Consider the following 24,520-nt stretch of genomic DNA (forward strand, 5'->3'; position numbering starts at 1 on the left):
CGGATCGAGCCACGACGGTGAAGGAGCCGCAAGGGTGAGTCAGCGCAAGGCGGCGAGCGACGCCGGACGGGCGACCATTCGTGATGTCGCGGAGCGGGCCGGTGTCTCCGTGGCCAGCGTCTCGCGGGTGCTGTCCGGCAACTACCCGGTCTCGGAGGAACTGCGCCGCAAGGTGATGAAGGTGGTCCGGGACCTGGACTACGTCACCAACGCCCATGCCCGTTCGCTCGCCGGCGGCGGCACCCCGACGGTGGCGATCCTCATCAACAACATCACCGGCGCCGCGTTCGCGCATGTCGCGAAGGGCGTCGAGGGCGCCGCCACCCTGCGCGGATGGCTCTCGCTGGTCGGCACGACCGGCGACGACCCCGAGCGGGAGCTCGCACTGGTGAACCTCATGCGCCAGCAGGGCGTCGCCGCGGTGATACTGCTCGGCGGGGCTTACGACTACGACGAGTACCAGCTGCGCATGGCCCGCTTCGCCCGCTCCCTGGACGCGGCGGGCTCGCACCTGGTCCTGGTGGGCAGGCCCCCGCTGGAGGGCGACGTACCGGCGACGACCGTCGACTACGACAACGAGGGCGGCGCCTACGCGATGGCCAGCCACCTGCTGTCGGCTGGTCACCGGCGCGTCCTGGTCCTGCCGGGGCATGCCGAACTGACCACCGCACAGGGCCGGTTGAGGGGAGCGCAGCGGGCCTTCGAGGCGTACGGCGTGCCGTTCGACCCGGGTATGGTCCGGCACGGCCCGTACGACTACGAGCACGGGTACGAGGCCGTCGAGGCGGCCCTGCACGACACGCCGGACTTCACGGCCGTGCTCGCGGGGACGGACGTGGTCGCGGCGGGCGCCATGCAGGCCCTGCGCGCGGCGGGCCTGCGGGTGCCCGAGGACGTCTCGATCGTCGGCTACGACGACATCCCGCTCGCGTCCCAGCTCACGCCCCAGCTGACCACCGTGCACGTGCCGTACGAGGAGATGGGCCGCGTCGCGCTGCGCGCGGTGGCGGACCGGCGCGAGGGCGGCGCGGGGCGCCGCAAGAGTGCCGACGGCGACCATCTGGTGCTGGGCACGCATGTCGTGGTCCGGAACTCGGTGCGGCCGCCGGGGCAGCGCGGATAACACGCAGAGGTCGTTACGTAACCGTTTTCCACAGCCTTTGCGGCCGGTTCGAGGTTTCGTCGGTGTACCCGACGAGCCCCGGAACGACGCTCCTGAAACCGCATTGACCTGCGGGTATACAGGGGCATCCGCGAAACGTCCGCCGCGTGCTCGGAGATAGCCCGGCAGACAATCCGCCGTAACAAGTTGCCGCGCACCTCTTGCTAAGAACCGAGCTCCCCGCCTACGGTCTCGGCAACCGCTTACTACAGCTTCTTCTTACGCTTGGCCGAACCCCCTGCAACCGCGAGCCGACGGTTTCCGGCCGCTGTTCCTGGCCAGCACAACCGAGCCGCTGTCGTCCTCTCGTTCTGAGAACGCCCTATTCCGAAGGATCACGGTCAGATGAACTTCACCAGCCCCCGGAGAAGGTTCACCTCCGCCGCTGTCGCGGGTATCGCACTGACAGGTCTGCTCTCCGCCTGCGGCGGATCCGGCTCGGGCGACGACGCCGCGTCGAAGTCCGGGCCGGTCACCCTCCCCTTCTGGGGCTGGGCCAACGGCCAGGAGGCGGTCGTCAAGGCGTTCAACGCCTCGCACAAGGACGTCCAGCTGAAGTACACCAAGGTCACCGACCAGCTGACGATGCAGAAGCAGCTGACCAACGCCGTCAAGGCCGGCAATGCTCCCTGCCTGCTGCAGAACACCGGCGAGTACGTGACGAGCTGGGTCTCGCAGGGCGCGCTCGCCGACATCACCCAGTACGTCGAGTCCAGCAAGGACAAGTTCAACCCCGGCGCCTGGGCGGTCGGCCAGGTCCAGGGGAAGATCTACGGCGTCCCCACCGCCTCGGCGCCCGCCTTCACCATCTACCGCACCGACATCTTCAAGAAGTACGGCCTGAAGGCGCCCAAGACCTGGGACGAGTTCATCGCCGCGGGCAAGGTGCTGAAGAAGCACGACATCAAGATCACCAACTACGCCGGTGAGGACCCGAGCACCCTGGAGGTGCTCGCCATGCAGGCCGGGGCGAACTGGTACAGCGTCGACGGCGACTCCTGGAAGGTGGACTTCCAGGACGAGGGCACCCTGAAGGCCGCGAAGGTGATCCAGGAGATCATCGACAACGACCTGAACTCCAAGCTCTCCTTCGCCGACTACGCGGCCGTACAGCGCAACTACGACAACGGCGGCACCGCGACCCGGCAGATCTCCACCTGGCAGATGTCCGGCATGGTGCAGAACTTCACCAAGTCCTTCGGCGACTGGGCGATCTCCCCATGGCCGACCTTCAAGGGCGAAGCCGCCCAGACACCGGCCGGCACCAACCAGAGCGGCAACCTGACGCTGGTCAGCGAGCAGTGCAAGAACAAGAAGCAGGCCGCCGAGGCGGCGCTGTGGATGTCCACCGACACCGGTGCGGTCAAGACCATGGCGAGCCCGGAGACCGGCAGCGGTGTGATGCCGGCGCTGGCCGACAGCGAGTCGTACGTCTCCGACGCGATCTCCGAGAAGCTGCTCGGCAAGAACTACGAGCCGGCCAAGAAGATCGTGACGGACAGCCTGGGCACCGTCCGGACCGGCTGGAACTTCGGCCCGAACTGGACCGCGATGTTCACGGAGATGCAGGACGGGTGGGCCAAGGTCGTCAGCAAGGAGCAGAAGGTCACCGACCTCCTCGCGCACATGCAGGAGTGGACGGTCAACGACCTGAAGCAGCGCGGCATCAGCGTCAAGGGCTGAGGCGTACCCGATGATTCGCTCCCAGCGCTGGAAGGGTGCCGCGTTCACGGTGCCCTTCCAGCTCGGCTTCGTCTTCCTCTATCTGCTTCCGATCGGCTACGCCGTCTACCAGTCGCTGTTCCTCGAGAAGCAGTCCGGGCTGGGGCTCGGCGGCGCGACCACGGAGTTCGTCGGGCTGGAGAACTACAGCAAGGGCCTGAGCGACTCGGCGTTCATGACCTCCATCCTGCGGGTGGTGCTGTTCGCCTGTGTCCAGATCCCGTTCATGCTGCTCATCAGCCTGGTGCTGGCGCTCTTCCTGGACGCGGTCACCTCTAAGGTGGCCGGCCGGTTCCGGATCCTGCTGCTGGTCCCGTACATGATCCCGGGCGTGGTCGCGGCCATCGTGTGGATCAACCTGTACAGCCCGGACGTGGGCCCCCTGACCCCCATCGGCGACCTGTTCGGGTTCGACTGGAACTTCTTCGGACCCTCGATGGTGTGGCCGGCCATCGGCAACCTGCTGACCTGGCACGGCATCGGCTACAACATGGTGATCATCTACGCGGCGCTCCAGGGCGTGCCCCGCGAGCTGTTCGAGGCCGCGCGGCTGGACGGCGCGTCGGAGCTGAGGATCGCCCTGAGCATCAAGGTCCCGTTCGTGCGCGGCGCGCTCGTCCTGACCGCTCTGCTGTCGATCATCCAGATGCTGCAGATCTTCAACGAGCCCGCGCTGTTCAGGAACGTGACCCCGCAGACGGTCAGCGACAGCTTCACCCCGATCATGATCATCTACAACCAGGCGTTCAACGCCGCCAACTACCACTACGCCGCCGCCCTGTCGGTGCTGCTCGCGCTGATCCTCGGCGTCGCGTCCTTCCTCTTCTACCGGCTGACCTCGAGGGCGGCGGACTGATGGCGCTGACAGAAAACCGCAAGGAAAACGGCACGGAAGCGGCTGCCGTGCCACCCCGCGGGGGTGCCGTGCGACGGATCACCCGCCCGGACCCGGCCGCTCGTTCCCGGGGCGGCCAGCGCTTTCTCCTGGTCGGCCTGGTCCTGGCCGGCGCCTACAGCCTGTTCCCGGTGTACTGGCTGCTGGTCGCCGCGACCAAGGACCGGGTGGGGCTGTACCAGAGCAACGGCCTGTGGTTCTCCGACTTCCACCTGTGGGAGAACCTGCACCAGGTGTTCACGTACGAGGGCGGCATCTTCCTGCGCTGGACCGCCAACTCGTTCCTCTACGCGGGGGTCGGCTCCCTCGGCGGCACGCTCATCGCCCTCGCCACGGGCTACGGGCTGGCCCGCTTCGAGTTCCCCGGGCGGGGCGTGGTGTTCGCGGCCGTGGTCGGCTCGTTCCTGATCCCGATCGCCCTGCTCACCCTGCCGCTGTATCTGCTGTTCTCGGCGATCGGTCTGGTGGACACCCCGTGGGCGATGCTGATCCCCTGCCTGATCAACCCGTTCAGCGTGTATCTGGCAAAGGTGTACACCGAGGCCACGATCCCGTTCGAACTCCTCGAGGCGGCCCGTATCGACGGCGCCGGTGAACTGCGCATCTTCTTCAGCATCGTGCTGCGGATGATGACCACGGGCGGCGCGACGGTGTTCCTGCTCGCCTTCGTCAACACCTGGAACGCCTTCTTCCTCCCCCTGACCGTGCTGCGCGGCGAGGAGAACTGGACGCTCAACCTGGGCCTGTACAACTGGACCGGCAAGCGCCTGGAGTCGGGCATCGACGTGACCAGCCTCGTCCTGACGGGCGCGCTGCTGTCCATCATCCCGATGGCGATCATGATGGTCGCGATGCGCCGCTACTGGCGGACGGGCGTGACGCTCGGCGCCCTCAAGTGATCGGCGCCCTCAAGTGATCTCCCTCGCCTCTCCTGACTCCTGGGGGCCGCGGGTGACCCTGACTCCCCGCGGACCCCAGGTGCCCAACTCCCCGGGAGTCCCCGCGTGACCGTCCTGCACAACCCCGTCCTCCGCGGCTTCGCCCCCGACCCCTCCCTGATCCGGGTCGGCGACTGGTACTACGTGGCGACCAGCTCCTTCGAGTGGTTCCCGACGATCCCGGTCCACCGCTCCCGCGACCTGGCCCACTGGGAGTACGCGGGGCACGTCCGGGGCGCGGCCCCCGGCGGCTCGCTGGCCGGGGTGCCCGACTCCGGGGGCATCTGGGCGCCGTCGCTGAGCTGGGACGGGGAACGGTTCTGGGTGACGTACACCGTCGTGCGCTCGGTCGGCACGCCGTACTTCGACCTGGACACGTACGTCTCGGCGGCCACCGAGGTGAGCGGCGAGTGGAGCGCGCCGCGCCGGGTCGCGAGCCACGGCTTCGACCCGGCCCTGTTCCACGAGGACGGCAGGCTGTGGTTGCTGAACCTCCAGAACGACCACCGGCCGGGAGGGCGGCGGTTCGCCGGGATCGTCGTCACGGAGCTGGACCGGGACACCCTGGCTCCACTCGGGCGGACACAACTGCTGCTCCAGCACGACCGATTGATCGAGGGGCCGAAGCTGCTGCGGCGCGCCGGGTGGTACTACCTGGTGCTCGCGGAGGGCGGCACGGGTTGGGAACACGGGGTGCGGGTGGCCCGCAGCCGGGAGCTGACCGGGCCGTACGAACTCGACGAACGGCCGTTGCTGACCACGCGGGACGACCCGGACGTGCCGTTGCAGAAGGCCGGGCACGGCGAGCTGGTGGAGACTCCGGACGGGCAGTGGCTGATCGGGCATCTGACGGCCCGTCCGCTGCACACGCCGCAGGGCCGCCGCTGCCCGCTCGGCCGGGAGACCGCGATCCAGGCGGTGACCTGGGACGCGGAGGGCTGGCCTCGGCTGCGGCAGGGCGGCTGGCACCCGGCGGTGGACGTCGAGGTACCGACCCAGCCGCACCCGCTGCCTCCCGCCGCCCCGCCCGAGGACCTGTCCTGGCCCTGGAGTTCCCTGCGCGAGCCGCCGGATCCGTCCTGGGTCGACACGACGGCCCGGCCCGGCTGGATCCGGCTGCGCGGCCGGCACGGGCCGGAGTCCCGCTGGGCGAGCAGCCTGCTGGCCCAGCGCATCACCGAACACCGCGCGGAGGCCGAGGTCACGGTCGAGGCGCGGCCGGTCACCTTCACCCAGGCCGCCGGGCTGGTGCTCTGGTACAACCCCGAGGCGTATCTCAGTCTGGACCTGACCTGGGCGGAGCCCGAGGGCGAGCCGCAGCGCGGACAGCAGTGGCGGGGCACGCCCGGCGCGGGTGGCCGTACGGTGCTCAGCCTCGTGGATCGCGATGAGGAGGGCACCCGGCAGGTCGCCGTCGTGGAGGTTCCGGGGGAGGCGGCCGTGACGCTGGGGGTGACGATCGAGGGAGCCGAGGCACGCTTCTGGCACGTCCGGGACGGGGTGCGAACGGCGATCGGCCCGGCCCTGGACTTCAGCCGGCTGTCCGACGACCACGGTTCCCGGCTGCGCTTCACCGGTGCGATGGCGGGCGTCCACGCCCGGGACCTCGTCGACGCGGCGTTCACGGCGGACTTCACGGGGTTCCGGCTGACCTGTACCCGCTGACCTGCACGCCCGGCTGAGTCGTTGTTCGGGGTTTCGAAAGTTTTGACCGGCGAGGACCGGTGAATTCACTTGTCTTCCCGCCGTCCTCCGCCGCACCTACAGTAGGAAGCGCTTTCTGTAGGGCCGGACTCCGGCCTGCGGTGAGCAGCGCTGGTCGAAACTTTCCACGGCCCTCGGGCGGGCCGGAGAGGTGGGTTCCCGATGGTCCGTACGGCGAGTGCGAGCATGGCGGCCGGTCCGACGCTGGCGGTCGTGGCGCGTGAGGCGGGCGTGTCGGTGCCGACCGCGTCGAAGGTGGTCAACGGCCGGGAGGACGTGGCACCCGAGACCCGTCGCCGTGTCACCGAGGCGCTCGACCGGCTCGGCTATGTGCGCAGACCCCGCTTCGACGCGGCGAAGGCACCCCGGCTGGTCGATTTGGTCGTGCACTCGCTGGACAGCTCCTGGTCGGGGGCGGTGCTGCACGGGGTGGAGGAGGCGGCGCACGACGCGGGCCTGGAGGTCGTGGTGTCGGCGGCGCTCACCCGCTCCCGGGTCGGGCGTCCGGAGCGGGGCTGGCTGGACAAGCTGGTGGCCCGGGGTTCCTCCGGCGTCCTGTTCAACCTGGCCGAGCTGAGCGACTCCCAGTACGCCTGGCTGGAGCAGCACCGCATCCCGTTCGTGATGATCGACCCGATCCAGGAGCCACCGGAGGGCGTGGTGTCGGTGGGGGCGGCGAACTGGCAGGGCGGGCTGACGGCCACGGAGCATCTGCTGTCACTGGGGCACGAGCGGGTCGCCGTCATCGCCGGTCCCCGGCGCACGATGTGCAGCAGCGCGCGGGTCGCCGGGTACCGCTCGGCGCTCGCGTCGGCCGGGCTCCGGCACCGCGCGGAGTACGTCCGATACGCCGGCTTCGACGAGGGCCTGGCCCACCGGCGCATGCTGGAACTCCTCGACCTGCCCGAGCCGCCGACGGCCGTCTTCGTCTGCTCGGACCGGATGGCGCTGGGGGTGTACGAGGCCCTGACAGAACGGGAGTTGAGCGTCCCGGACGACATCAGTGTGGTCGGCTTCGACGACCTGCCCGAGGCCCGCTGGGCCTCCCCCGCCCTGACGACGGTCCGCCAGCCGCTGTCGGAGATGGCCGCGACGGCCCTGCGGTCGCTGCTGCGGCTGATGGACGGGCACCATCCGGAGAGCACGCGGACGGAGTTGTCGACGCGGTTGGTGGAGCGGGCGAGTACGGCGGCGCCCGCGTGCAGGGCGGGGGCGGCGGTTCGGCCGGAGGCGACGGAGGCGGGCTGACCGTGCCGGTCGGCCGGTCGCCCGGCAGGACGTGCATCGTCTGAACGGGCACCTCGGTGACGGGCGGTGGTCCTCGGGCAGGGCAGTCTCACGGGGAGCGCGTGGGACGGGAAGGAACGCACCGGGGGAGGGAGAAGCGCAGGCGGCCCGGCGCTCAGGGGTCCTTGCACCATGCCCGCCCGGGTCGCGCGGCCTGGCACCGCGCCTCGCCGCGTCGCCGAAGCGCCCGGGTAGCTCCGCTACCAGGGCACTCCGGCGCCTTGCGATGCACGGCACCGGACCACGCGACCTGATCGAACGCTCATGTGCAAGGACTCCTCAGCCGGGGCTCTCCTCCAGCCGTGCCGCCCAGGTGATTCCGCCCAGCAGATGCGCCCGGAACGCCGGGTCCTGGTAGGCCTCGGAGGCGTGGCCGAGGGCCGTGTAGAAGACGCGGCCCTCGGCGTGGTCGCGGCACCAGACCAGGGGATGGTCGTCACCCATGCCGCCGCCCTCGTAGGAGGACTCGTCGGCGGTGGCCAGGACGCGGACCCTGGCGCGCGGATTGGTGCGGAAGTCGTACCACTCGTCGGTGAAGTGCCAGACGGTCGGCAGGTGCCGGGTCGCCGGGTGGTCATGGTCCTCGATGACGGCCTGGCCGGGCTGGTGGAGCGGGTGGCGGTCGAACCACGCGCCCAGCAGCTCGCCGTAGTAGGGCCAGTCGTACTCCGTGCAGGCCGCCGCGTGCACGCCCACGAAACCGCCGCCCGACTCCACGTAAGCGGCGAGCCGCTCCCTGCCGGCCGGGGTGAGGATTTCGCCGCTGGTGGAGAGGAAGACGACGGCCGCGTAGGGGTCGAGCGGCTGCTCGAGGGCCGCCGGGTCCTCGGTGGCGTGGACGTCGAAGTCGCCGAGGGTGCGCAGGGCGGCGATGCCGGCCGGGATGGATCGGTGCCGGTAGCCGGTGGTGCGGGTGCAGACGAGCAGTCGTGGTGCCATGGCATCCGAACCTAGGAGATGGGGGGATGCCCCGGAGGGCGATCCGGGATCTGCGGCGACCGAGAATCTCGTTTCCCCCACCCACGGACAGGGCTGTCGGGTCGTCCGGCCTCCTCCGCACCCCCGGCTCCACGTGCGGCCGGTGTCCGATTCCTTCAAGACCGGTCGTCGCGGTCCTGCCTACGGTGAGCCCATGACTGCACGATTCGATGCCATCGGCCTGGTCGTCTCCGACATGACCGCCTCCGTCGCGTTCTACCGCCGGCTCGGGTTCGCCTTCCCCGAAGGCGCCGAGGACCAGCCGCACGCGGAGGCGCAACTGCCCGGCGGACTGCGGCTGATGCTCGACACCGAGGAGACGGTCCGCTCCTTCCTGCCCGAGTGGCAGCCGCCCGCGGGCGGGGGCCGGACCTCGCTGGCCCTGCGGTGCGACGCACCGGACGAGGTGGACGCGCTCTACGAGCAGCTGACCGGCGCCGGGTGCGACGGCGAGCTCAAGCCGTGGGACGCCTTCTGGGGGCAGCGGTACGCCGTCGTGCTCGACCCGGACGGCAACGGCGTGGACCTGTTCGCCCCGCTAGCCGCCTCGGGCGAGTAGCTCACCGAGCGGCGCACCGGCCAACTCCCTCACCTCGCGTGCCAGATGGGCCTGGTCGGCGTATCCGGCCCGGGCTGCCGTGTCCGCGAAGGGCACGCCGTCCCGGGCCAGCGCGAGGGCGCGCCGCAGCCGCAGGATGCGGGCCAGCGTCTTGGGGCCGTAGCCGAAGGCTGCGAGCGAACGACGGTGCAACTGGCGTGCGCTGAAGCCCAGTTCGTCGGCAACGACGGCGACCGGGCGGCCCGCGTCGAGGGCGGTGACGACCTGCCGCAGCAGCGGGTCCGGGGGTCGTGCACCGGCGGCCTGCCGCAGCGCCAGCTCCTCCAGGCCGCTCGCCGGGTCGGGGGCCGCGTTCACACGGTCGGCCAGGCGCCGCACCTCGGCAGCCGGCCACAGGTCCGTGAGGTCGACGCGGCGGTCCCGCAGTTCGTGCGTGGGGACGCCCAGGAGCACCGGGGCCGTGCCCGGGAAGAAGCGGATGCCGGCCCAGGGCCCGCCCCGGCCGTCGGTGAGGTACGCGCGGGTGTCGGGCCCGGCGACCAGCAGCCGCCCGTCGTGCCACAGCAGATCCATGCACCCGTCGGGCAGCACCCGCCCCACCCCGGACCGCTCCGGGGTGTTGGTCCACACGACCGCCCCGTCCAGCCGCGCCGCCCGCTCCGCGTACACGTGTGCCAGGCTACGCCGCGGGGTGCGGATGCGCGGGCGTTGACCCGGGCCGGTGCGTGCTGCCGCACCGCCCGGACCAGGCGGCGGGCAAGAACCGGGAGTCGGCGCCGCTTTGCCGCCGGGGACGACGCTGCGGGGGCGTGGTCCCCTGTCGCGTCGCCCCGGGCCGCTGCGCTACACCCTCCCCCGGTACTCCACCGGGCTCGTCCCGTACACCCGCTTGAACGCCGTGGACAGGGCGAACGCGCTGCCGTAGCCGACCCTGCGGGCCACCGCGTCGAGCGTGTCGTCGGAGTCGCGGAGCCGGTCCGCGGCGAGGGCGAGGCGCCAGCCGGTGAGGTACGTCATCGGGGGCTCGCCCACGAGGCCGGTGAAGCGGCGGGCGAGGGCGGCCCGGGACACCCCGGCCTTCGCGGCGAGCGCGGCGACCGTCCACGGGTGGGCCGGGTCGTCCTGGAGCAGGCGCAGGACGCCGCCCACGACCGGGTCGGCCAGGGCCCGGTACCAGGCCGGCGCCTCCGCCTCGGGACGGGCGAACCAGGCCCGCAGCGCGGCGATGACCAGCAGGTCCAGCAGCCGGTCGAGGACGACCTCCTGGCCCGGCTGGTCCCGCGCGATCTCCTCGCAGAGGTACGGCGTCAGCGGGCAGTCCCACACGTCGGCGGGGAGGGTGAGCAGCGGCGGCAGGGCATCCAGCAGCCGGCCGCCGATCTCGCCCCGCCGCGGGTACGTGCCGATCAGCATCACCGTGGCGCCGTCGAGGCGCTCGCCCCAGGTGCGGACGCCGAGGTCCATGGAGCCGTTGAGGGGCCGTCCGTCGGGGTGGCGGCACTCCTGGCCGGGCAGGATCAGCGCCTGCGGCGCCGTACCGGGGGCGTCGGCGCAGGTGTACGGGTCGGGGCCGCGGGCGATGGCGAGGTCCCCGGCGCGCAGCCGTCCCCGCTCGCCGCGGTCGGGCAGGACCCAGGCCTCGCCGCGGACCACGAGCATCACGGTGAGGGGGGCGCGGTCCTCGACGCGCACCGCCCAGGGCGGGTCGAAACACGCCCTGATCATGAACGCGCCCCTGGCGCGGGGGCCCTCCAGCAACCCGGTGAGTGCGTCCATGAAGTCAGCGTAGACGCGGGCGTATGGGAATGAGCCGCTCGGCGATGGTCTCGTGCCGCGTACGGCAGTTGACTCGACGGCATGACGAACACGACGGAGAACACGACACGGAGCACGCGGGGCATGACGGTGGTGGTGACGGGCGCATCGGGCCGTACCGGCAGCCGGGTGGCGCGGGCGGCGGAGACCGCCGGGCTCACGGTGCGGGCGGCGTCCAGGGCGACGGGCTTCGACTGGTGGGACGCCTCGACCTGGGCGGACACACTGCGTGGCGCCGACGCGGCCTACCTCGCCCATCCTTCGGACGTCGGCGCTCCGGGTGCCGCCGAGGCGGTCGGCGCGCTCGCGCGGGAGGCGGTCGGGCTCGGGGTGCGGCGACTGGTGCTGCTGTCCGCGCGGGGCGAGGACCAGGCCCTGCCGACCGAGGAGGCGCTGCGCGCCTCCGGGGCGCACTGGACGGTCGTGCGGGCCGCCTGGTTCGCGCAGAACTTCAGCGAAGGGCCGCTGTCGGCGGAGCTGCGGGAGCGCGGGGTTCTGGTGTTCCCGGCCGGCGAGGTGCGCGAGCCGTTCCTCGACGTGCGGGACATCGCGGACGTGGTGGTGACCGCGCTGACGTCCGGCGACCGGTACGCCGGGCAGACGATCATGCTGTCCGGGGCGCGGCTGCTGACCTTCGGGGAGGCGGTCGCGGAGATCGCCGAGGCGACGGGCCGCCGGCTGGCCTACCGGGCCGTCTCCACGCGGGACTACGGGGAGGCCCTGACCGGCTTCGGCGTGCCACCGCAGGAGGTCGCGGCCCTGACCGGCATCTTCGACACCCTCCTCGACGGGCGCAACGCCCACCTCTCCGACGGGGTGCACGACATCCTGGGCCGCGCACCCAGGGACTTCTCGGACTTCGTCCGCGAGGAGGCGGCGGCCGGCACCTGGAAGGCCTGAGACCGGGAGAGCCTGAGACCGGCGCCTGTCACTTCTCCCGGGGCGGCTGTCCCTCCCCCTGGTTCCGGCCGCTGCTGGCGTGGGTGCTCTTCACGTGGGTGCTCTTCACGTGGGTGCGCAGGCGGGCCGACACGTCCTCCGGGGGGAGGAAGCGGGACCAGCGTTCGGGGAACTCGGAGGGCATGTCGGGATCGGCCTCCCCTCGGGCGGCGGCGCGGGCCACGTACTCGGCGACCTGCGCCTGGCGCAGCCGCTCGTTGGCCTCGCGGGCAGCGGCCGTCGCGGCGGCCGGCCAGACCCGGTCGATGGCGGCGTTGACCGCGGCCCCGACGAGCACGGCGAACGCGGCCACGCCGATCCACAGCAGCACGGCGACGGGTGCGGCGAGGGAGCCGTAGATCGTGGGGCCCTCGACCGTGCTGGTGAGGTAGATCCGCAGCAGGAAGCTGCCGAGGACCCACATGCCCAGGGCGACGAGCGCGCCGGGCACGTCCTCGATCCACGGGGAGCGGACGGGGACGGACACGTGGTACAGCGTGGTCAGGAAGGCGATGGACAACAGGATCACGACCGGCCAGTAGAGGACCTGGACGACCGTCGTCGACCACGGCACGATCCGCACCACCGCGTCCGGTCCGGCCACCATCAGCGGCAGCGCGACGGAGCCGATCAGCAGGGCCACGATGAACAGCAGGAAGGCCATCAGGCGGGTCTTGACGATGCCGCGGACGCCGTCGAGGCCGTACATGACGGTGATGGTGTCGATGAAGACGTTCACGGCGCGGGAGCCGGACCACAGGGCGAACAGGAAGCCGATGGAGATGATGTCGGGCCGGCCGCCCTTCGTCACGTCGTGCAGGATCGGCTCGGCGATCTGCCGCACGCCCCGGTCGGACAGCACCGTGCGGGCGGCCTCCAGGATGTTCGTCTGGAGGCTCTCGATGGTGTCCGCACCGGTCCAGGCGTCGACGTAGCCGAGCAATCCGATCATGCTCAGCAGCAGCGGCGGCACCGACAGCAGCGTGAAGAACGCGGCCTCGGCCGCGAGGCCCAGGATGCGGTACTCGATGCAGGAGTTGACGGTGTCCTTGATCAACAGCCAGGCGGTCCTGCGCTTGGAGACGTTCCGGTACAGAGCACGCGCCCGATGGAGGCGCCCGGAGGGTGTGTCGGGGGTTTCACTTGCTGGCTGCACCCCCTAACGGTATCCGTCGCGCCCGGCTCCACTCACCCACAGGCCGGGTCTTCGCGGGCCGGGCCCGGTCCGCTGGTGACCGAGGCGGGAGGGCGGGGTACGTTCGCAGCATGGCAGGCAGCACGCACTCCGTGACGAACCAGGTCCCGCCGCTGGTCGGGTACGACGTCTTCTCCGCCGACCGGGCTCTGGCCGCCGCGGTCGAACGGCATCTGGAACCGGACCTGCGCGAGGAGGTGCTCGGCGAGCTGTCGGCGCTCGGGCGCACCTCCGGCTCGGCCCAGGTGCAGGAGTGGGGCGTCCACGCCAACGAGAACCCGCCGCGGCTGCGCACCCACGACCGGTACGGCAACCGGATCGACGAGGTCGAGTTCCATCCCTCCTGGCACCGCCTGCTCGGCAAGGGCGTCTCGGCCGGTCTGACCGCGGCCTGGGACCGGCCGGCCGGGCATCTGCGGCGGGCCGCCGCCTTCGTGGTGTGGACGCAGGTCGAGGCCGGCAACGGCTGCCCGCTGTCGATGACGCACGCGGCGGTGCCCGCCCTGCGCACGGACCCGGAGCTGGCCGCCGAGTGGGAGCCGCGGCTGACGTCCATGGTCTACGACCGCGAGCTGCGGCCCGCGCACCTGAAGGCCGGGGCGCTGTTCGGGATGGGCATGACGGAGAAGCAGGGCGGCAGCGACGTACGGGCGAACAGCACGTCCGCGCGGCCGCTCGCCGAGGACGGGGCGTACGAGCTGACCGGGCACAAGTGGTTCTGCTCGGCGCCGATGTCCGACGGATTCCTGGTGCTGGCGCAGGCTCCGGGCGGGCTGACCTGCTTCCTGGTACCGCGGGTGCTTCAGGACGGCACCCGCAACGTGTTCCTGATCCAGCGGCTCAAGGACAAGCTGGGCAACCGGTCGAACGCCTCCGCCGAGGTCGAGTTCGACGGGACCTGGGCGCGCCGGGTCGGGGAGGAGGGGCGCGGGGTGCGCACCATCATCGAGATGGTCGCGGCGACCCGGCTGGACTGCGTGCTGGGCTCGGCCGGGCTGATGCGGCAGGCCGTGGCGCAGGCGGTGCACCACTGCACGTACCGCGAGGCGTTCGGCGGGAAGCTCGCCGACAAGCCCCTGATGCGCAACGTCCTCGCCGATCTGGCGCTGGAGTCGGAGGCGGCGACGACCCTGGCGCTCCGCCTCGCGGCGGCGTACGACGACGGCGGTGAGCAGGAGCGCGCGCTGCTGCGGATCGCGGTGCCGGCCGCCAAGTACTGGGTGACCAAAAGGTGTCCGCCGGTCGCGGTGGAGGCGGCGGAATGCCTGGGCGGCAACGGGTACGTCGAGGAGTCGGGGATGCCCCGGCTGGTGCGCGAGTCGCCGCTCAATTCGGTCTGGGAGGGCGCGGGCAACGTCCAGGCGCTGGACGTGCTGCGGGCGTTGCAGCGGGAGCCGGGGGCGCTGGACGCGTATCTGCGGGAGGTCGGCCGGGCGCGCGGCGCCGATCACCGCCTCGACGGGGCCGTCAAGAACCTTCTGACCGAACTCGCCGATCTGGACGGCGTGGAAGGACGGGCGCGGCGGCTGGCGGAGCGGCTCGCGCTGGTGCTCCAGGGGTCTTTGCTGGTCCGCTTCGCGCCACCGCAGGTCGCCGACGCGTTCTGCGCGTCGCGTCTGGGCGGCGACGGGGGCGCGGCCTTCGGGACGCTGCCGCACACGCTGGATCTGGCGTCGGTGGTGGAGCGGGCCCGGCCGGTGTCCTGACCGGCCGGCCTGGTCCGGGCAGGAGGAAAGCGGGGGTGGTGCTGCGCCGACACGGCACCACCCCCGCCGCACTGGCCCGTTCGAGCCACTGAACGCCGCTCGGGACGGCTGGGCTCAAGTCTCAGGCACCTCCGGGCCGTCCACCAGGGTTGCAAGGGGTTGCAAACTTGCCGCCGACCGTGTGCGGACTGTGCGCGCTCCCGTCGGGCAGACGGCACTATGAGACACACAGTCAGAAAAGCGACTTCGGGGGGCGCTCGCGTATGGACGTCACGCACCTGGCCGCCGTGGACACCACGCGTGCGGCCCGGGTCCTCAACGAGGTGCGTTCGGCCCGGCTGTCCGGGCGGCCCGCCCCCGTGCCGCCGCGTCCCGTGATCGAGCAGTCCTGGGACCGCATGCTGCGCAGCGGCGTCGATCCGGACCACGACTTCCGGGCGGATCTGCTGTCCCGTGAGGAGGTGCAGCGGCGGCGTGAGGCGTCGGTGCTGCGGCATGTGCTGCCGGTGCTGCGGGAGGGACTGCTGGCGGCCGCGGACGTCGCCCACCACATCATGGTCGTGGCGGACGAGGAGGGGCGGGTGCTGTGGCGCGAGGGCAGCCCGCCGGTGCTGCGCAGGGCCGACGGGCTCGGCTTCGAACTCGGCGCGGACTGGCGTGAGGACGTGGTCGGGACGAACGGCCTGGGCACGCCGGCGGTGGTGCGCCGGCCCGTACAGGTCTTCGCCTCCGAGCACTTCGTGCGCTCCCAGGCCGGCTGGACGTGCGCGGGCGCGCCGCTGACGGATCCGCGGGACGGCCGGCTGCTCGGCGTGGTGGACGTGAGCGGGCCGCTGGAGACGATGCATCCGGCCACGCTCTCCTGGGTCGGTTCGGTGGCCAAGCTCGCCGAGGCCCGGCTGCGGGAGATGCACGTGGAGTCGCTGGACCGGCTGCGCGCGGTGGCGGCACCGGTGCTGGCCCGGCTCCGCGGGCGGGCCCTGGTCGTCGATCCGGACGGCTGGACCGCCGCGGTCGGCGGGATGCCGTACACGCGGCGCGTGGCCCTGCCGAAGTCGCTGTCGCCGGGCCTGAGATGGCTGCCGGGGCTCGGACTGTGCGCGGTGGAGCCGCTGGCCGGGGGCTGGCTGCTGCGGCCCTCCGCCGACGAGCCGGCGCCGCACGGGGCGGCCAAGATCGTGCTGGACCTCAGGCAGGCGCGACGCTGGTCGGTGGAGGTGTCCGGCGGGGCGGGCACCTGGACGCGGGAACTGAGTCCGCGGCATGCCGAGTTGCTGTACCTGCTCGCCTTCCACCGCGTCGGCCGCAGCGCCGCGGCCCTGGCCGGGGACGTCTTCGGCGACCAGGCCCGCACGGTGACGGTACGCGCCGAGATGTCGCGGGTCCGGCGGTATCTGGGGGCGTTCCTGGAGCACCGGCCGTACCGGTTCGCCGAGGACGCCGAGGTCGAGGTGCTGCTCCCGGACGACCCGCGCGATCTGCTGCCGCACTCGACCGCGCCGGCGGTGACCCGGCAGCGCACCTCGGCACCGGAGCCCTGAGGTTCACCCGGAGTGCACCCCAACCCGCCCCGAGGGGTGCATCTTTCGCATATTTGCAGGGTCTTCGTCCGCCACCCCCTCCACCTGCCGTAGCATCCCGGTACGGACCACCCCACCTGCTCCTCCGCCAACCCGCGGATCACCAGGCGCAGTTGGTCCGCCTCGGGAGGACGTTATGAAGCATCGCGGCAGACACCGGCGGCGCAGGCGGGGCAGGGCGCTGCGTGGGGCCCTGGCCGGGACGGCCCTCGCGCTCACCGCCGCCGCCACCCTGATCAGCACCTCGCAGGCCACCGTCGCCGACGCCCCCGGGGCTCTGAAACCGGTGTCCGTGTCCACCGGGGCAGGGCGGCTGCCGCTCTCCGAGCACGGGGTGCCCGAGCGGTGGCTGGACCGGCTCGCGTCGGAGATGGGCCGGCCCGTCGGGGCCGGGACGGTGCTGGAGGGCGCCGACCTCCCGCTGCGCGAGGCGGCCGGCTGCTCGACCGCCGATAAGCACGCCCTGCCGGTCGAACCGGCGGCCACGCGTGCGTACTGCTTCGGCGGCGCCGACACCCGGGGCTGGCACCCCGGCGCGGTCACCACCTCGGGCGACGCGGACGACGACGGCCGCTGGGGCGGCAACCGCGTGATCCTCTCCGGCTGGACCCGCGCAGGCGAGGGCGGCTCCATGGACGGGCCCTCACCCGAGCAGGGCCTGGCCAAAATCGCCTTCGTCGACGCGAACGACCCCGCCCGGCTCCGCTACACGTGGGCCCTGCTGGCCGTCCCGGTGGACGGCGGCCGGGACTACCGGGGGCTGGTCTCCTCTCTGTCGGGGATGGTCTGGTACCAGGACAAGCTGCTGGTGACGACCCGCGAGGGCGACCGGGACGCGCTGTACGTGTACGACCTGGACCGCATCCAGCGCGCGACCGTCGAGTCCGACGCGATCGGCCGGGTGCGGGGCGGCTGGGCGGCGCACGGCTACCGGTACGTGCTGCCGGCCGTCGGCTCGTACACCCTGCCCGCCGGTACGCGGGAGCCACGTCCGGCGACCGTCTCCCTGGACCGCAGCACCTCCCCCGACAGTCTGGTCGCGAGCGAGTGGGTGCCCGCGGACGGCGACCGGCGCACCCGGTTGTGGCGCTACACCCTGAGCCGGGACCCGGACCGCTCAGGTCTGCTCACCACCGACTCCTCCGGGCGCGCCGACCCGGTAGAGGCGTACGAGACGAAGACGGCCGACGTACGGGGCGTACTGGCGTACCGCTCGGGCTGGTACCTGGACCGCGCGGCGGGCACCGCGGGCGGGCACGGGACGCTGTGGCGCCAGGACACGGAGGGCGCACGGGCGACGGAGTGCGGCACGGACGAGACCCGCCACTGCTGGAGCGGCCGCTCCGGCTCGCTGTCCTACTGGGAGGAGACCGGTGAGGTCTGGTCCCAGTCCGGGCGGATGCTGTTCGCGCTGCCGCTGGCCTCGGTCGACAGGGCGCTGGACTGACCACGCAGTCGATGAACGGCCGATCGACAGACCAGTGGGTCAGATGATTTTCTGGCCCGCATGACCACCATCGCCGTGACCACCTGGTCCATGGAGCAGACCGCCCCGACCGATCTGCTGCCGGCCGCCGCGCCGGAGGGGGACGTCCGGGTCGTGCGCTCCGAGGTGCCCTCGCCCGAGTTCAGCCGCTTCCTGTACGCCTCGGTCGGCGGCGACATCCGCTGGACGGACCGGCTGAGCTGGTCGTACGCGAGGTGGCTGGAGCACCTGGAGCGGCCGGGCGTGGAGACGTGGGTGGCGTACGACCGGGGCACGCCGGCGGGCTACGTGGAGCTGGAGGCGCAGGACGACGCGGTCGTGGAGATCGTGTACTTCGGGCTGCTCCCCGCCTTCCGGGGCCGGCGCATCGGCGGGCACCTGCTGTCGTACGGCACGGCCCGTGCCTGGGACCTCGCGGACCGCTGGGCGGGACTGTCGCCGACGAAGCGGGTCTGGCTGCACACCTGCAGCAAGGACGGCGAGCACGCGATGGACAACTACCAGCGGCGGGGCTTCAAGCTGTTCGACACCAAGGTCGAGGAGGAGGCGGACGCCGCCGCGCCGGGACCGTGGCCTGGGGCGTTCCCCGTCTGACCTGGTCGGACACCTCGGCACGGGCGGATGTGACCAAGGACACCCTTGTCTTGCTCTGCGAGACAAGGGTGTCCGCATCTTGGACGAAGCTGGACTCTGTCCAGATCGCCGTGACACGCTTCCGTCATGCCTGGAACTGGAATCGCCTTGGTGAGTCGACGCCACGTCGACCTCGGCCGCATGTCCAGCGCCATCTGTCCGGCGCACTGAGAGCACTCAGCACGCGCCGACATCCCCCTTGCTCGTCTCCCTCCCGCGCAATGACGCGCTGGTATGCCCATGCGCGCGCACGCGCAGGTCGGAGCCTCCGCCCGTATCCGACCGCCGCCCCTCGACGACGGCGCCACGCGCCGACCCCTGCCCACTGCTGTCCCGAAGGACGTATCAACCATGGCCGCCACCCCGCAGAAGCCCGCCGCCGCGACTCCCCGCCGCAAGGTGAGCCGTCACCGCGGTGAGGGCCAGTGGGCCGCGGGGCACTTCACCCCGCTGAACGGCAACGAGCAGTTCAAGAAGGACGACGACGGTCTCAATGTGCGGACACGCATTGAGACGATCTACTCCAAGCGGGGCTTCGACTCGATCGACCCGAACGACCTGCGCGGCCGGATGCGCTGGTGGGGCTTGTACACCCAGCGCAAGCCCGGGATCGACGGCGGCAAGACGGCCATTCTGGAGCCGGAGGAGCTGGACGACGAGTACTTCATGCTGCGGGTCCGCATCGACGGCGGCGCGCTCACGACGCGGCAGCTGCGGGTCATCGGCGAGGTCTCGCAGGAGTTCGCGCGCGGCACCGCCGACATCACCGACCGGCAGAACGTCCAGTACCACTGGATCCGGATCGAGGACGTGCCCGAGATCTGGAACCGCCTGGAGGGCGTGGGCCTGTCCACCGTCACCGCCTGCGGCGACACCCCGCGTGTGATGATCGGCTCCCCGGTGGCGGGCATCGCCGAGGACGAGATCATCGACGCCACCCCGGCCCTGGAGGAGATGAAGCGCCGGGTCCTGAACAACCCGGCGTACTCGAACCTCCCCCGGAAGTTCAAGACGGCCATCTCGGGTTCGCCGCTGCTGGACGTGGTGCACGAGATCAACGACGTCGCGTTCGTCGGCGTCGTGCACCCCGAGCACGGCCCGGGCTTCGACGTGTGGGTCGGCGGCGGCCTGTCCACCAACCCCAAGCTGGGCGTGCGGCTGGGCACCTGGGTGCCGATCGACGACGTGCCGGACGTCTACGAGGGCGTCATCTCCATCTTCCGCGACTACGGCTACCGCCGGCTGCGCACCCGCGCCCGCCTGAAGTTCCTCGTCGCCGACTGGGGCGCGGAGAAGTTCCGCCAGGTCCTGGAGGACGAGTACCTCAAGCGCAAGCTGGTCGACGGCCCGGCTCCCGAGCAGCCGTCCCAGCAGTGGCGCGACCACGTCGGCGTGCACCGGCAGAAGGACGGCCGGTTCTACGTCGGTTTCGCCCCCCGCGTGGGGCGCGTCGACGGCACGACGCTCACGAAGATCGCCGACCTCGCGGAGGCCCACGGCTCGGGCCGGGTACGCACCACCGTCGAGCAGAAGATGATCGTCCTCGATGTCGAGGAGGACCAGGTCGACTCGCTCGTCGAGGGCCTGGAGGCGCTCGACCTGACCGCCCGGCCGTCCACGTTCCGCCGCGGCACCATGGCCTGCACCGGCATCGAGTTCTGCAAGCTGGCCATTGTCGAGACCAAGCAGCGCGGCTCGCAACTGATCGACGAACTGGAGCGCCGTCTGCCGGAATTCGACGAGCCGATCACCATCAACCTCAACGGCTGCCCCAACGCCTGCGCCCGTATCCAGGTCGCGGACATCGGTCTCAAGGGCCAGCTGGTCCTCGACGACCGGGGCGAGCAGGTCGAGGGCTACCAGGTGCACCTGGGCGGCGCCCTCGGTCTGGAGGCCGGCTTCGGCCGCAAGGTACGCGGTCTGAAGGTCACCGCCGACGAACTGCCGGACTACATCGAGCGCGTGCTCAAGCGGTTCCAGGCGGAGCGCGAGGACGGCGAGCGGTTCGCCACCTGGGCGGCGCGGGCCGGCGAGGAGGCGCTGTCGTGAGCGAGCGAGCGGCCCCTTTCTACTGCCCCTACTGCGGTGACGAGGATTTGCGGCCGAGCGAGGAAGGGCACGGCGCATGGGAATGCGCGGCGTGCAGCAGGGCCTTTCAGCTGAAGTTCCTGGGGCTGCTGGCCCAGGGGCTGAAGCGATCCGACACCGGAGGGGCGAAGATATGACCACGGTTCAGGACCAGCGCACGGCGGCGGAACTCAAGGCGCTCGCCGAGCAGGCGGGCCGTGACCTGGAGGACGCCTCCGCGCTGGAGATCCTCCAGTGGGCGGCCGAGACGTTCGGCAAGCGCTTCTGCGTGACCTCCTCGATGGAGGACGCGGTCGTCGCCCATCTCGCCTCCCGCGCGATGCCGGGCGTCGACGTCGTCTTCCTCGACACCGGCTACCACTTCGAGGAGACCATCGGCACCCGGGACGCGGTCGACGCCGTGATGGACGTCAACGTCATCACGCTCACGCCGCGCCAGACGGTCGCCGAGCAGGACGCGGAGTACGGCCCCAGGCTGCATGACCGCAACCCCGACCTGTGCTGCGCCATGCGCAAGGTGGAGCCTCTGGAGCGAGGCCTGAAGAACTACCAGGCCTGGGCGACCGGCCTGCGCCGCGACGAGTCCCCGACCCGGGCGAACACCCCGGTGGTCGGCTGGGACGACAAGCGCCAGAAGGTCAAGATCTCCCCGATCGCCCGCTGGACCCAGGACGACGTGGACGCCTACGTCACCGAACACGGCGTCCTGACGAACCCGCTGCTGATGGACGGCTACGCCTCCGTCGGCTGCGCCCCCTGCACCCGCCGGGTCCTGGAGGGCGAGGACGCGCGCGCCGGCCGCTGGGCGGGCCTCAGCAAAACCGAGTGCGGACTGCACTGATGACCACGACCCAGACGATTCAGGAGACCGACGTGACGACCGGAGCCACCGTCTGGCTCACGGGTCTGCCGAGCGCCGGCAAGACCACCATCGCCCACGAGCTGGCCGGCCGGCTCCGCGCCGAGGGCCACCGCGTCGAGGTGCTCGACGGCGACGAGATCCGCGAGTTCATCTCCGCGGGCCTGGGCTTCAGCCGCGAGGACCGGCACACCAACGTGCAGCGCATCGGCTTCGTCGCCGAACTGCTCGCCCGCAACGGCGTGCTGGCGCTGGTCCCGGTGATCGCGCCGTACCAGGACAGCCGGGAGGCGGTGCGCAAGCGGCATCAGGCCGGCGGCACGGCGTACGTCGAGGTGCACGTGGCCACGCCGGTGGAGGTGTGCAGCGAGCGGGACGTGAAGGGCCTGTACGCCAAGCAGGCCGCGGGCGAGCTCACGGGGCTCACCGGTGTCGACGACCCGTACGAGGCGCCCGAGTCGCCCGATCTGCGCATCGAGTCGCAGAACCAGACCGTGCAGGAGTCCGCGGCGTCCGTGTACGCCCTGCTGAGCGAAAGGGGACTGGCATGACGACCGCCGCGACGGTTTCCGAGGAGACCGACAGCCCGTACGCGCTCTCCCACCTCGACGCCCTCGAGTCCGAGGCGGTGCACATCTTCCGCGAGGTGGCGGGCGAGTTCGAGCGGCCGGTGATCCTCTTCTCCGGCGGCAAGGACTCCATCGTCATGCTGCACCTGGCGCTGAAGGCGTTCCGCCCGGCGTCGGTGCCGTTCTCGCTGCTGCACGTGGACACCGGGCACAACTTCCCCGAGGTCCTCGACTACCGCGACCGTACGGTCGAGAAGCACGGGCTGCGGCTGCACGTCGCCTCCGTGCAGGACTACATCGACCGGGGTGTGCTCAAGGAGCGCCCGGACGGCACCCGCAACCCGCTGCAGACGCTGCCGCTGACCGAGAAGATCCAGGCGGAGAAGTTCGACGCCGTCTTCGGCGGCGGGCGCCGTGACGAGGAGAAGGCCCGGGCCAAGGAGCGGGTGTTCTCCCTGCGCGACGAGTTCTCCCAGTGGGACCCTCGCCGCCAGCGCCCCGAGCTGTGGAATCTGTACAACGGCCGGCACGCGCCCGGCGAGCACGTCCGCGTCTTCCCGCTGTCCAACTGGACCGAGCTGGACGTGTGGCAGTACATCGCCCGCGAGGGAATCGAGCTGCCGGAGATCTACTACGCGCACGAGCGCGAGGTGTTCCAGCGCGGCGGCATGTGGCTGACCGCCGGTGAATGGGGCGGCCCGAAGGACGGCGAGACCGTCGAGAAGCGGGTCGTTCGCTACCGGACCGTGGGTGACATGTCCTGCACCGGCGCGGTGGACTCCGACGCCGACACCATCGAGAAGGTGATCGTCGAGATCGCGGCCTCCCGGCTCACCGAGCGCGGCGCCACCCGCGCCGACGACAAGATGTCCGAGGCCGCGATGGAAGACCGCAAGCGCGAGGGGTACTTCTAGAGATGAGCACGATCACGACCGAGGAACTCTCGGCCACCACCCTGCTGCGGTTCGCCACCGCCGGTTCCGTCGACGACGGCAAGTCCACCCTGGTGGGTCGGCTGCTGCACGACTCCAAGTCGGTCCTGACCGACCAGCTGGAGGCTGTGGAGCGCGCCTCCGCGAGCCGGGGCCAGGAGGCGCCGGACCTCGCGCTGCTGACGGACGGCCTGCGGGCCGAGCGGGAGCAGGGCATCACCATCGACGTGGCGTACCGCTATTTCGCCACGCCCCGGCGGCGGTTCATCCTCGCCGACACCCCCGGGCATGTGCAGTACACGCGGAACATGGTCACCGGTGCCTCGACGGCCGAGCTGACGGTCATCCTGGTCGACGCCCGCAACGGCGTCGTGGAGCAGACCCGCCGGCACGCCGCGATCGCCGCCCTGCTGCGCGTCCCGCACGCGGTCCTCGCGGTCAACAAGATGGACCTCGTCGGCTACGACGAGAAGGTGTTCGCCGCGATCGCCAAGGAGTTCACGGCGTACGCGACCGAGCTGGGCGTCCCCGAGGTCACCGCGATCCCGATCTCCGCGCTCGTCGGTGACAACGTGGTGGAGCCTTCCGCGAACATGGACTGGTACGGCGGCCCGACCGTGCTGGAGCACCTGGAGACGGTCCCGGTCGCGCACGACCTGAGCCACTGCCACGCCCGGCTGCCCGTGCAGTACGTGATCCGGCCGCAGAGCGCGGAGCACCCGGACTACCGGGGTTACGCCGGTCAGATCGCGGCCGGTTCCTTCCACGTCGGCGAGGCCGTCACCGTGCTGCCGTCGGGCCGCACCTCGAAGATCTCCGGCATCGACCTGCTGGGCGAGCCGGTCGACGTCGCCTGGACCACGCAGTCGGTGACCCTCCTGCTGGAGGACGACATCGACATCTCGCGCGGCGACCTGATCGTGCCGAGCAAGGACGCGCCCGCGACCACGCAGGACGTCGAGGCGACCGTCTGCCATGTCGCGGACGCCCCGCTGACCGTCGGCCACCGGGTGCTGCTCAAGCACGGCACCCGCACGGTCAAGGCGATCGTCAAGGACATCCCGTCCCGCCTCACGCTCGACGACCTGTCCCTGCACCCGCACCCGGGACAGCTCGTCGCCAACGACATCGGCCGGGTGAAGGTCCGTACCGCCGAGCCGCTGCCGGTCGACTCCTACGCGGACTCGCGGCGCACGGGCTCGTTCATCCTGATCGACCCGAACGACGGCACCACCCTGACCGCCGGCATGGTCGGCGAGTCCTTCGCCGCCCCGGAGCCGGTCAAGGACGAGGCCGACGACGACGGGTGGGACTTCTGACATGACCCTCCCCGACTTCTACTCGATGTTCGCGAAGGAGGGCGGCCGCGTCGGCAGCGGTGGCCTCGGCAGCGGGCAGGGCGGAGTGGCGCGATGTGTGCGCTGACGTACGCGCACCGCTCGCGCGCCCTCACCCCCCACCGCCGTAGACGAA

At 71.6% G+C, this 24,520-nt stretch carries 23 protein-coding genes; 19 read left to right on the forward strand and 4 right to left on the reverse strand.

The window, feature by feature from the left end; translation table 11 throughout:
- The first annotated feature begins 34 nt into the window (after positions 1 to 34).
- The 6 genes from ACWD1U_RS01820 (at position 35) to ACWD1U_RS01845 (ending at position 7,669) form a co-directional block, all read left to right on the forward strand.
- Positions 35 to 1,123 carry a LacI family DNA-binding transcriptional regulator gene (locus ACWD1U_RS01820; RefSeq protein WP_451103686.1) on the forward strand — a complete coding sequence of 363 codons (1,089 nt, stop codon included), beginning with the start codon at positions 35 to 37 and terminating at the stop codon, positions 1,121 to 1,123.
- A 384-nt stretch (positions 1,124 to 1,507) separates the two neighbouring features.
- Positions 1,508 to 2,845, forward strand: coding sequence for an ABC transporter substrate-binding protein (locus ACWD1U_RS01825; protein ID WP_451103687.1), 1,338 nt, complete (start codon positions 1,508 to 1,510; stop codon positions 2,843 to 2,845).
- 10 nt (positions 2,846 to 2,855) lie between these two features.
- The gene (locus ACWD1U_RS01830) at positions 2,856 to 3,740 is read left to right on the forward strand and encodes a carbohydrate ABC transporter permease (protein WP_451103688.1); all 885 of its coding nucleotides are present in this window, start codon (positions 2,856 to 2,858) and stop codon (positions 3,738 to 3,740) included.
- Entirely contained in the window at positions 3,740 to 4,678 is a 939-nt protein-coding gene (locus tag ACWD1U_RS01835; protein ID WP_451103689.1) for a carbohydrate ABC transporter permease, read from the forward strand. The genes ACWD1U_RS01830 and ACWD1U_RS01835 overlap by 1 nt, the downstream gene beginning before the upstream one ends.
- 105 nt (positions 4,679 to 4,783) lie before the next feature.
- Positions 4,784 to 6,382: a glycoside hydrolase family 43 protein gene (locus tag ACWD1U_RS01840; RefSeq protein ID WP_451103690.1), complete on the forward strand. Its 1,599-nt coding sequence runs from the start codon at positions 4,784 to 4,786 to the stop codon at positions 6,380 to 6,382.
- Between the two features lie 201 nt (positions 6,383 to 6,583).
- Positions 6,584 to 7,669, forward strand: a complete 1,086-nt coding sequence (locus ACWD1U_RS01845; RefSeq protein WP_451103691.1) for a LacI family DNA-binding transcriptional regulator — start codon at positions 6,584 to 6,586, stop codon at positions 7,667 to 7,669.
- A 318-nt stretch (positions 7,670 to 7,987) separates the two neighbouring features.
- Here the strand turns inward: ACWD1U_RS01845 and ACWD1U_RS01850 are convergent, their stop codons facing one another.
- Positions 7,988 to 8,647: a ThuA domain-containing protein gene (locus ACWD1U_RS01850; protein WP_451103692.1), complete on the reverse strand. Its 660-nt coding sequence runs from the start codon at positions 8,645 to 8,647 to the stop codon at positions 7,988 to 7,990.
- 193 nt (positions 8,648 to 8,840) lie between these two features.
- Between ACWD1U_RS01850 and ACWD1U_RS01855 the strand changes: the two genes are divergently transcribed.
- The gene (locus tag ACWD1U_RS01855; protein ID WP_451103693.1) at positions 8,841 to 9,245 is read left to right on the forward strand and encodes a VOC family protein; all 405 of its coding nucleotides are present in this window, start codon (positions 8,841 to 8,843) and stop codon (positions 9,243 to 9,245) included.
- Here ACWD1U_RS01855 and ACWD1U_RS01860 read toward each other — a convergent pair.
- Entirely contained in the window at positions 9,225 to 9,914 is a 690-nt protein-coding gene (locus tag ACWD1U_RS01860) for a helix-turn-helix domain-containing protein (RefSeq protein ID WP_451103694.1), read from the reverse strand. The two genes, ACWD1U_RS01855 and ACWD1U_RS01860, sit on opposite strands and share 21 nt — an antisense overlap.
- A gap of 174 nt (positions 9,915 to 10,088) precedes the next feature.
- Complete coding sequence (locus ACWD1U_RS01865) at positions 10,089 to 11,021, reverse strand: AraC family transcriptional regulator (RefSeq protein WP_451103695.1); 933 nt, start codon at positions 11,019 to 11,021, stop codon at positions 10,089 to 10,091.
- A gap of 81 nt (positions 11,022 to 11,102) precedes the next feature.
- Between ACWD1U_RS01865 and ACWD1U_RS01870 the strand changes: the two genes are divergently transcribed.
- Complete coding sequence (locus ACWD1U_RS01870; RefSeq protein WP_451103696.1) at positions 11,103 to 11,960, forward strand: NmrA family NAD(P)-binding protein; 858 nt, start codon at positions 11,103 to 11,105, stop codon at positions 11,958 to 11,960.
- Positions 11,961 to 11,988: 28 nt separating this feature from the next.
- Here the strand turns inward: ACWD1U_RS01870 and ACWD1U_RS01875 are convergent, their stop codons facing one another.
- Positions 11,989 to 13,155: a YihY/virulence factor BrkB family protein gene (locus ACWD1U_RS01875; RefSeq protein ID WP_451103697.1), complete on the reverse strand. Its 1,167-nt coding sequence runs from the start codon at positions 13,153 to 13,155 to the stop codon at positions 11,989 to 11,991.
- 110 nt (positions 13,156 to 13,265) lie between these two features.
- On the opposite strand from ACWD1U_RS01875, the gene ACWD1U_RS01880 reads away from it, so the two are divergent.
- From ACWD1U_RS01880 to ACWD1U_RS01930, 11 genes are all read left to right on the forward strand, one after another.
- Positions 13,266 to 14,900, forward strand: a complete 1,635-nt coding sequence (locus tag ACWD1U_RS01880) for an acyl-CoA dehydrogenase family protein (RefSeq protein WP_451103698.1) — start codon at positions 13,266 to 13,268, stop codon at positions 14,898 to 14,900.
- Positions 14,901 to 15,163: 263 nt separating this feature from the next.
- Positions 15,164 to 16,441, forward strand: a complete 1,278-nt coding sequence (locus tag ACWD1U_RS01885; protein ID WP_451103699.1) for a GAF domain-containing protein — start codon at positions 15,164 to 15,166, stop codon at positions 16,439 to 16,441.
- Between the two features lie 175 nt (positions 16,442 to 16,616).
- Positions 16,617 to 17,927: a hypothetical protein gene (locus ACWD1U_RS01890; RefSeq protein ID WP_451103700.1), complete on the forward strand. Its 1,311-nt coding sequence runs from the start codon at positions 16,617 to 16,619 to the stop codon at positions 17,925 to 17,927.
- A gap of 60 nt (positions 17,928 to 17,987) precedes the next feature.
- Positions 17,988 to 18,560, forward strand: a complete 573-nt coding sequence (locus ACWD1U_RS01895; protein WP_451103701.1) for a GNAT family N-acetyltransferase — start codon at positions 17,988 to 17,990, stop codon at positions 18,558 to 18,560.
- A gap of 126 nt (positions 18,561 to 18,686) precedes the next feature.
- Positions 18,687 to 18,770 carry a putative leader peptide gene (locus ACWD1U_RS01900; protein WP_350328477.1) on the forward strand — a complete coding sequence of 28 codons (84 nt, stop codon included), beginning with the start codon at positions 18,687 to 18,689 and terminating at the stop codon, positions 18,768 to 18,770.
- 180 nt (positions 18,771 to 18,950) lie between these two features.
- Positions 18,951 to 20,648, forward strand: a complete 1,698-nt coding sequence (locus ACWD1U_RS01905) for a nitrite/sulfite reductase (RefSeq protein ID WP_451103702.1) — start codon at positions 18,951 to 18,953, stop codon at positions 20,646 to 20,648.
- Complete coding sequence (locus ACWD1U_RS01910) at positions 20,645 to 20,824, forward strand: hypothetical protein (RefSeq protein WP_338783869.1); 180 nt, start codon at positions 20,645 to 20,647, stop codon at positions 20,822 to 20,824. Before ACWD1U_RS01905 ends, ACWD1U_RS01910 begins: the two co-directional genes overlap by 4 nt.
- Positions 20,821 to 21,528, forward strand: coding sequence for a phosphoadenylyl-sulfate reductase (locus ACWD1U_RS01915; protein WP_451103703.1), 708 nt, complete (start codon positions 20,821 to 20,823; stop codon positions 21,526 to 21,528). The genes ACWD1U_RS01910 and ACWD1U_RS01915 overlap by 4 nt, the downstream gene beginning before the upstream one ends.
- Before the next feature lie 32 nt (positions 21,529 to 21,560).
- On the forward strand, positions 21,561 to 22,097 hold the full coding sequence (gene cysC / locus ACWD1U_RS01920) for an adenylyl-sulfate kinase (RefSeq protein WP_451103964.1): 537 nt from the start codon (positions 21,561 to 21,563) through the stop codon (positions 22,095 to 22,097).
- Positions 22,094 to 23,029, forward strand: coding sequence for a sulfate adenylyltransferase subunit CysD (cysD, locus tag ACWD1U_RS01925; protein ID WP_451103704.1), 936 nt, complete (start codon positions 22,094 to 22,096; stop codon positions 23,027 to 23,029). The genes cysC and cysD overlap by 4 nt, the downstream gene beginning before the upstream one ends.
- A gap of 2 nt (positions 23,030 to 23,031) precedes the next feature.
- A complete protein-coding gene (locus tag ACWD1U_RS01930) occupies positions 23,032 to 24,366 on the forward strand; it encodes a sulfate adenylyltransferase subunit 1 (protein WP_451103705.1) in 1,335 nt (444 codons plus the stop codon).
- Positions 24,367 to 24,520: the final 154 nt, after the last annotated feature.

The sequence above is a fragment of the Streptomyces sp. NPDC002788 genome, assembly GCF_053592115.1.

Excerpts from the sequence above, each read along its gene's own strand:
- ACWD1U_RS01895 (WP_451103701.1), top strand. The coding sequence starts at position 17,988 with ATGACCACCATCGCCGTGACCACCTGGTCCATGGAGCAGACCGCCCCG.
- ACWD1U_RS01850 (WP_451103692.1), bottom strand. The coding sequence starts at position 8,647 with ATGGCACCACGACTGCTCGTCTGCACCCGCACCACCGGCTACCGGCAC.
- ACWD1U_RS01865 (WP_451103695.1), bottom strand. The coding sequence starts at position 11,021 with ATGGACGCACTCACCGGGTTGCTGGAGGGCCCCCGCGCCAGGGGCGCG.
- ACWD1U_RS01900 (WP_350328477.1), top strand. The coding sequence starts at position 18,687 with ATGCCTGGAACTGGAATCGCCTTGGTGAGTCGACGCCACGTCGACCTC.
- ACWD1U_RS01830 (WP_451103688.1), top strand. The coding sequence starts at position 2,856 with ATGATTCGCTCCCAGCGCTGGAAGGGTGCCGCGTTCACGGTGCCCTTC.
- ACWD1U_RS01825 (WP_451103687.1), top strand. The coding sequence starts at position 1,508 with ATGAACTTCACCAGCCCCCGGAGAAGGTTCACCTCCGCCGCTGTCGCG.
- ACWD1U_RS01870 (WP_451103696.1), top strand. The coding sequence starts at position 11,103 with ATGACGAACACGACGGAGAACACGACACGGAGCACGCGGGGCATGACG.
- ACWD1U_RS01930 (WP_451103705.1), top strand. The coding sequence starts at position 23,032 with ATGAGCACGATCACGACCGAGGAACTCTCGGCCACCACCCTGCTGCGG.
- ACWD1U_RS01890 (WP_451103700.1), top strand. The coding sequence starts at position 16,617 with ATGAAGCATCGCGGCAGACACCGGCGGCGCAGGCGGGGCAGGGCGCTG.
- ACWD1U_RS01905 (WP_451103702.1), top strand. The coding sequence starts at position 18,951 with ATGGCCGCCACCCCGCAGAAGCCCGCCGCCGCGACTCCCCGCCGCAAG.
- ACWD1U_RS01885 (WP_451103699.1), top strand. The coding sequence starts at position 15,164 with ATGGACGTCACGCACCTGGCCGCCGTGGACACCACGCGTGCGGCCCGG.
- cysD (WP_451103704.1), top strand. The coding sequence starts at position 22,094 with ATGACGACCGCCGCGACGGTTTCCGAGGAGACCGACAGCCCGTACGCG.
- ACWD1U_RS01835 (WP_451103689.1), top strand. The coding sequence starts at position 3,740 with ATGGCGCTGACAGAAAACCGCAAGGAAAACGGCACGGAAGCGGCTGCC.
- ACWD1U_RS01880 (WP_451103698.1), top strand. The coding sequence starts at position 13,266 with ATGGCAGGCAGCACGCACTCCGTGACGAACCAGGTCCCGCCGCTGGTC.
- ACWD1U_RS01845 (WP_451103691.1), top strand. The coding sequence starts at position 6,584 with ATGGTCCGTACGGCGAGTGCGAGCATGGCGGCCGGTCCGACGCTGGCG.
- ACWD1U_RS01855 (WP_451103693.1), top strand. The coding sequence starts at position 8,841 with ATGACTGCACGATTCGATGCCATCGGCCTGGTCGTCTCCGACATGACC.
- ACWD1U_RS01915 (WP_451103703.1), top strand. The coding sequence starts at position 20,821 with ATGACCACGGTTCAGGACCAGCGCACGGCGGCGGAACTCAAGGCGCTC.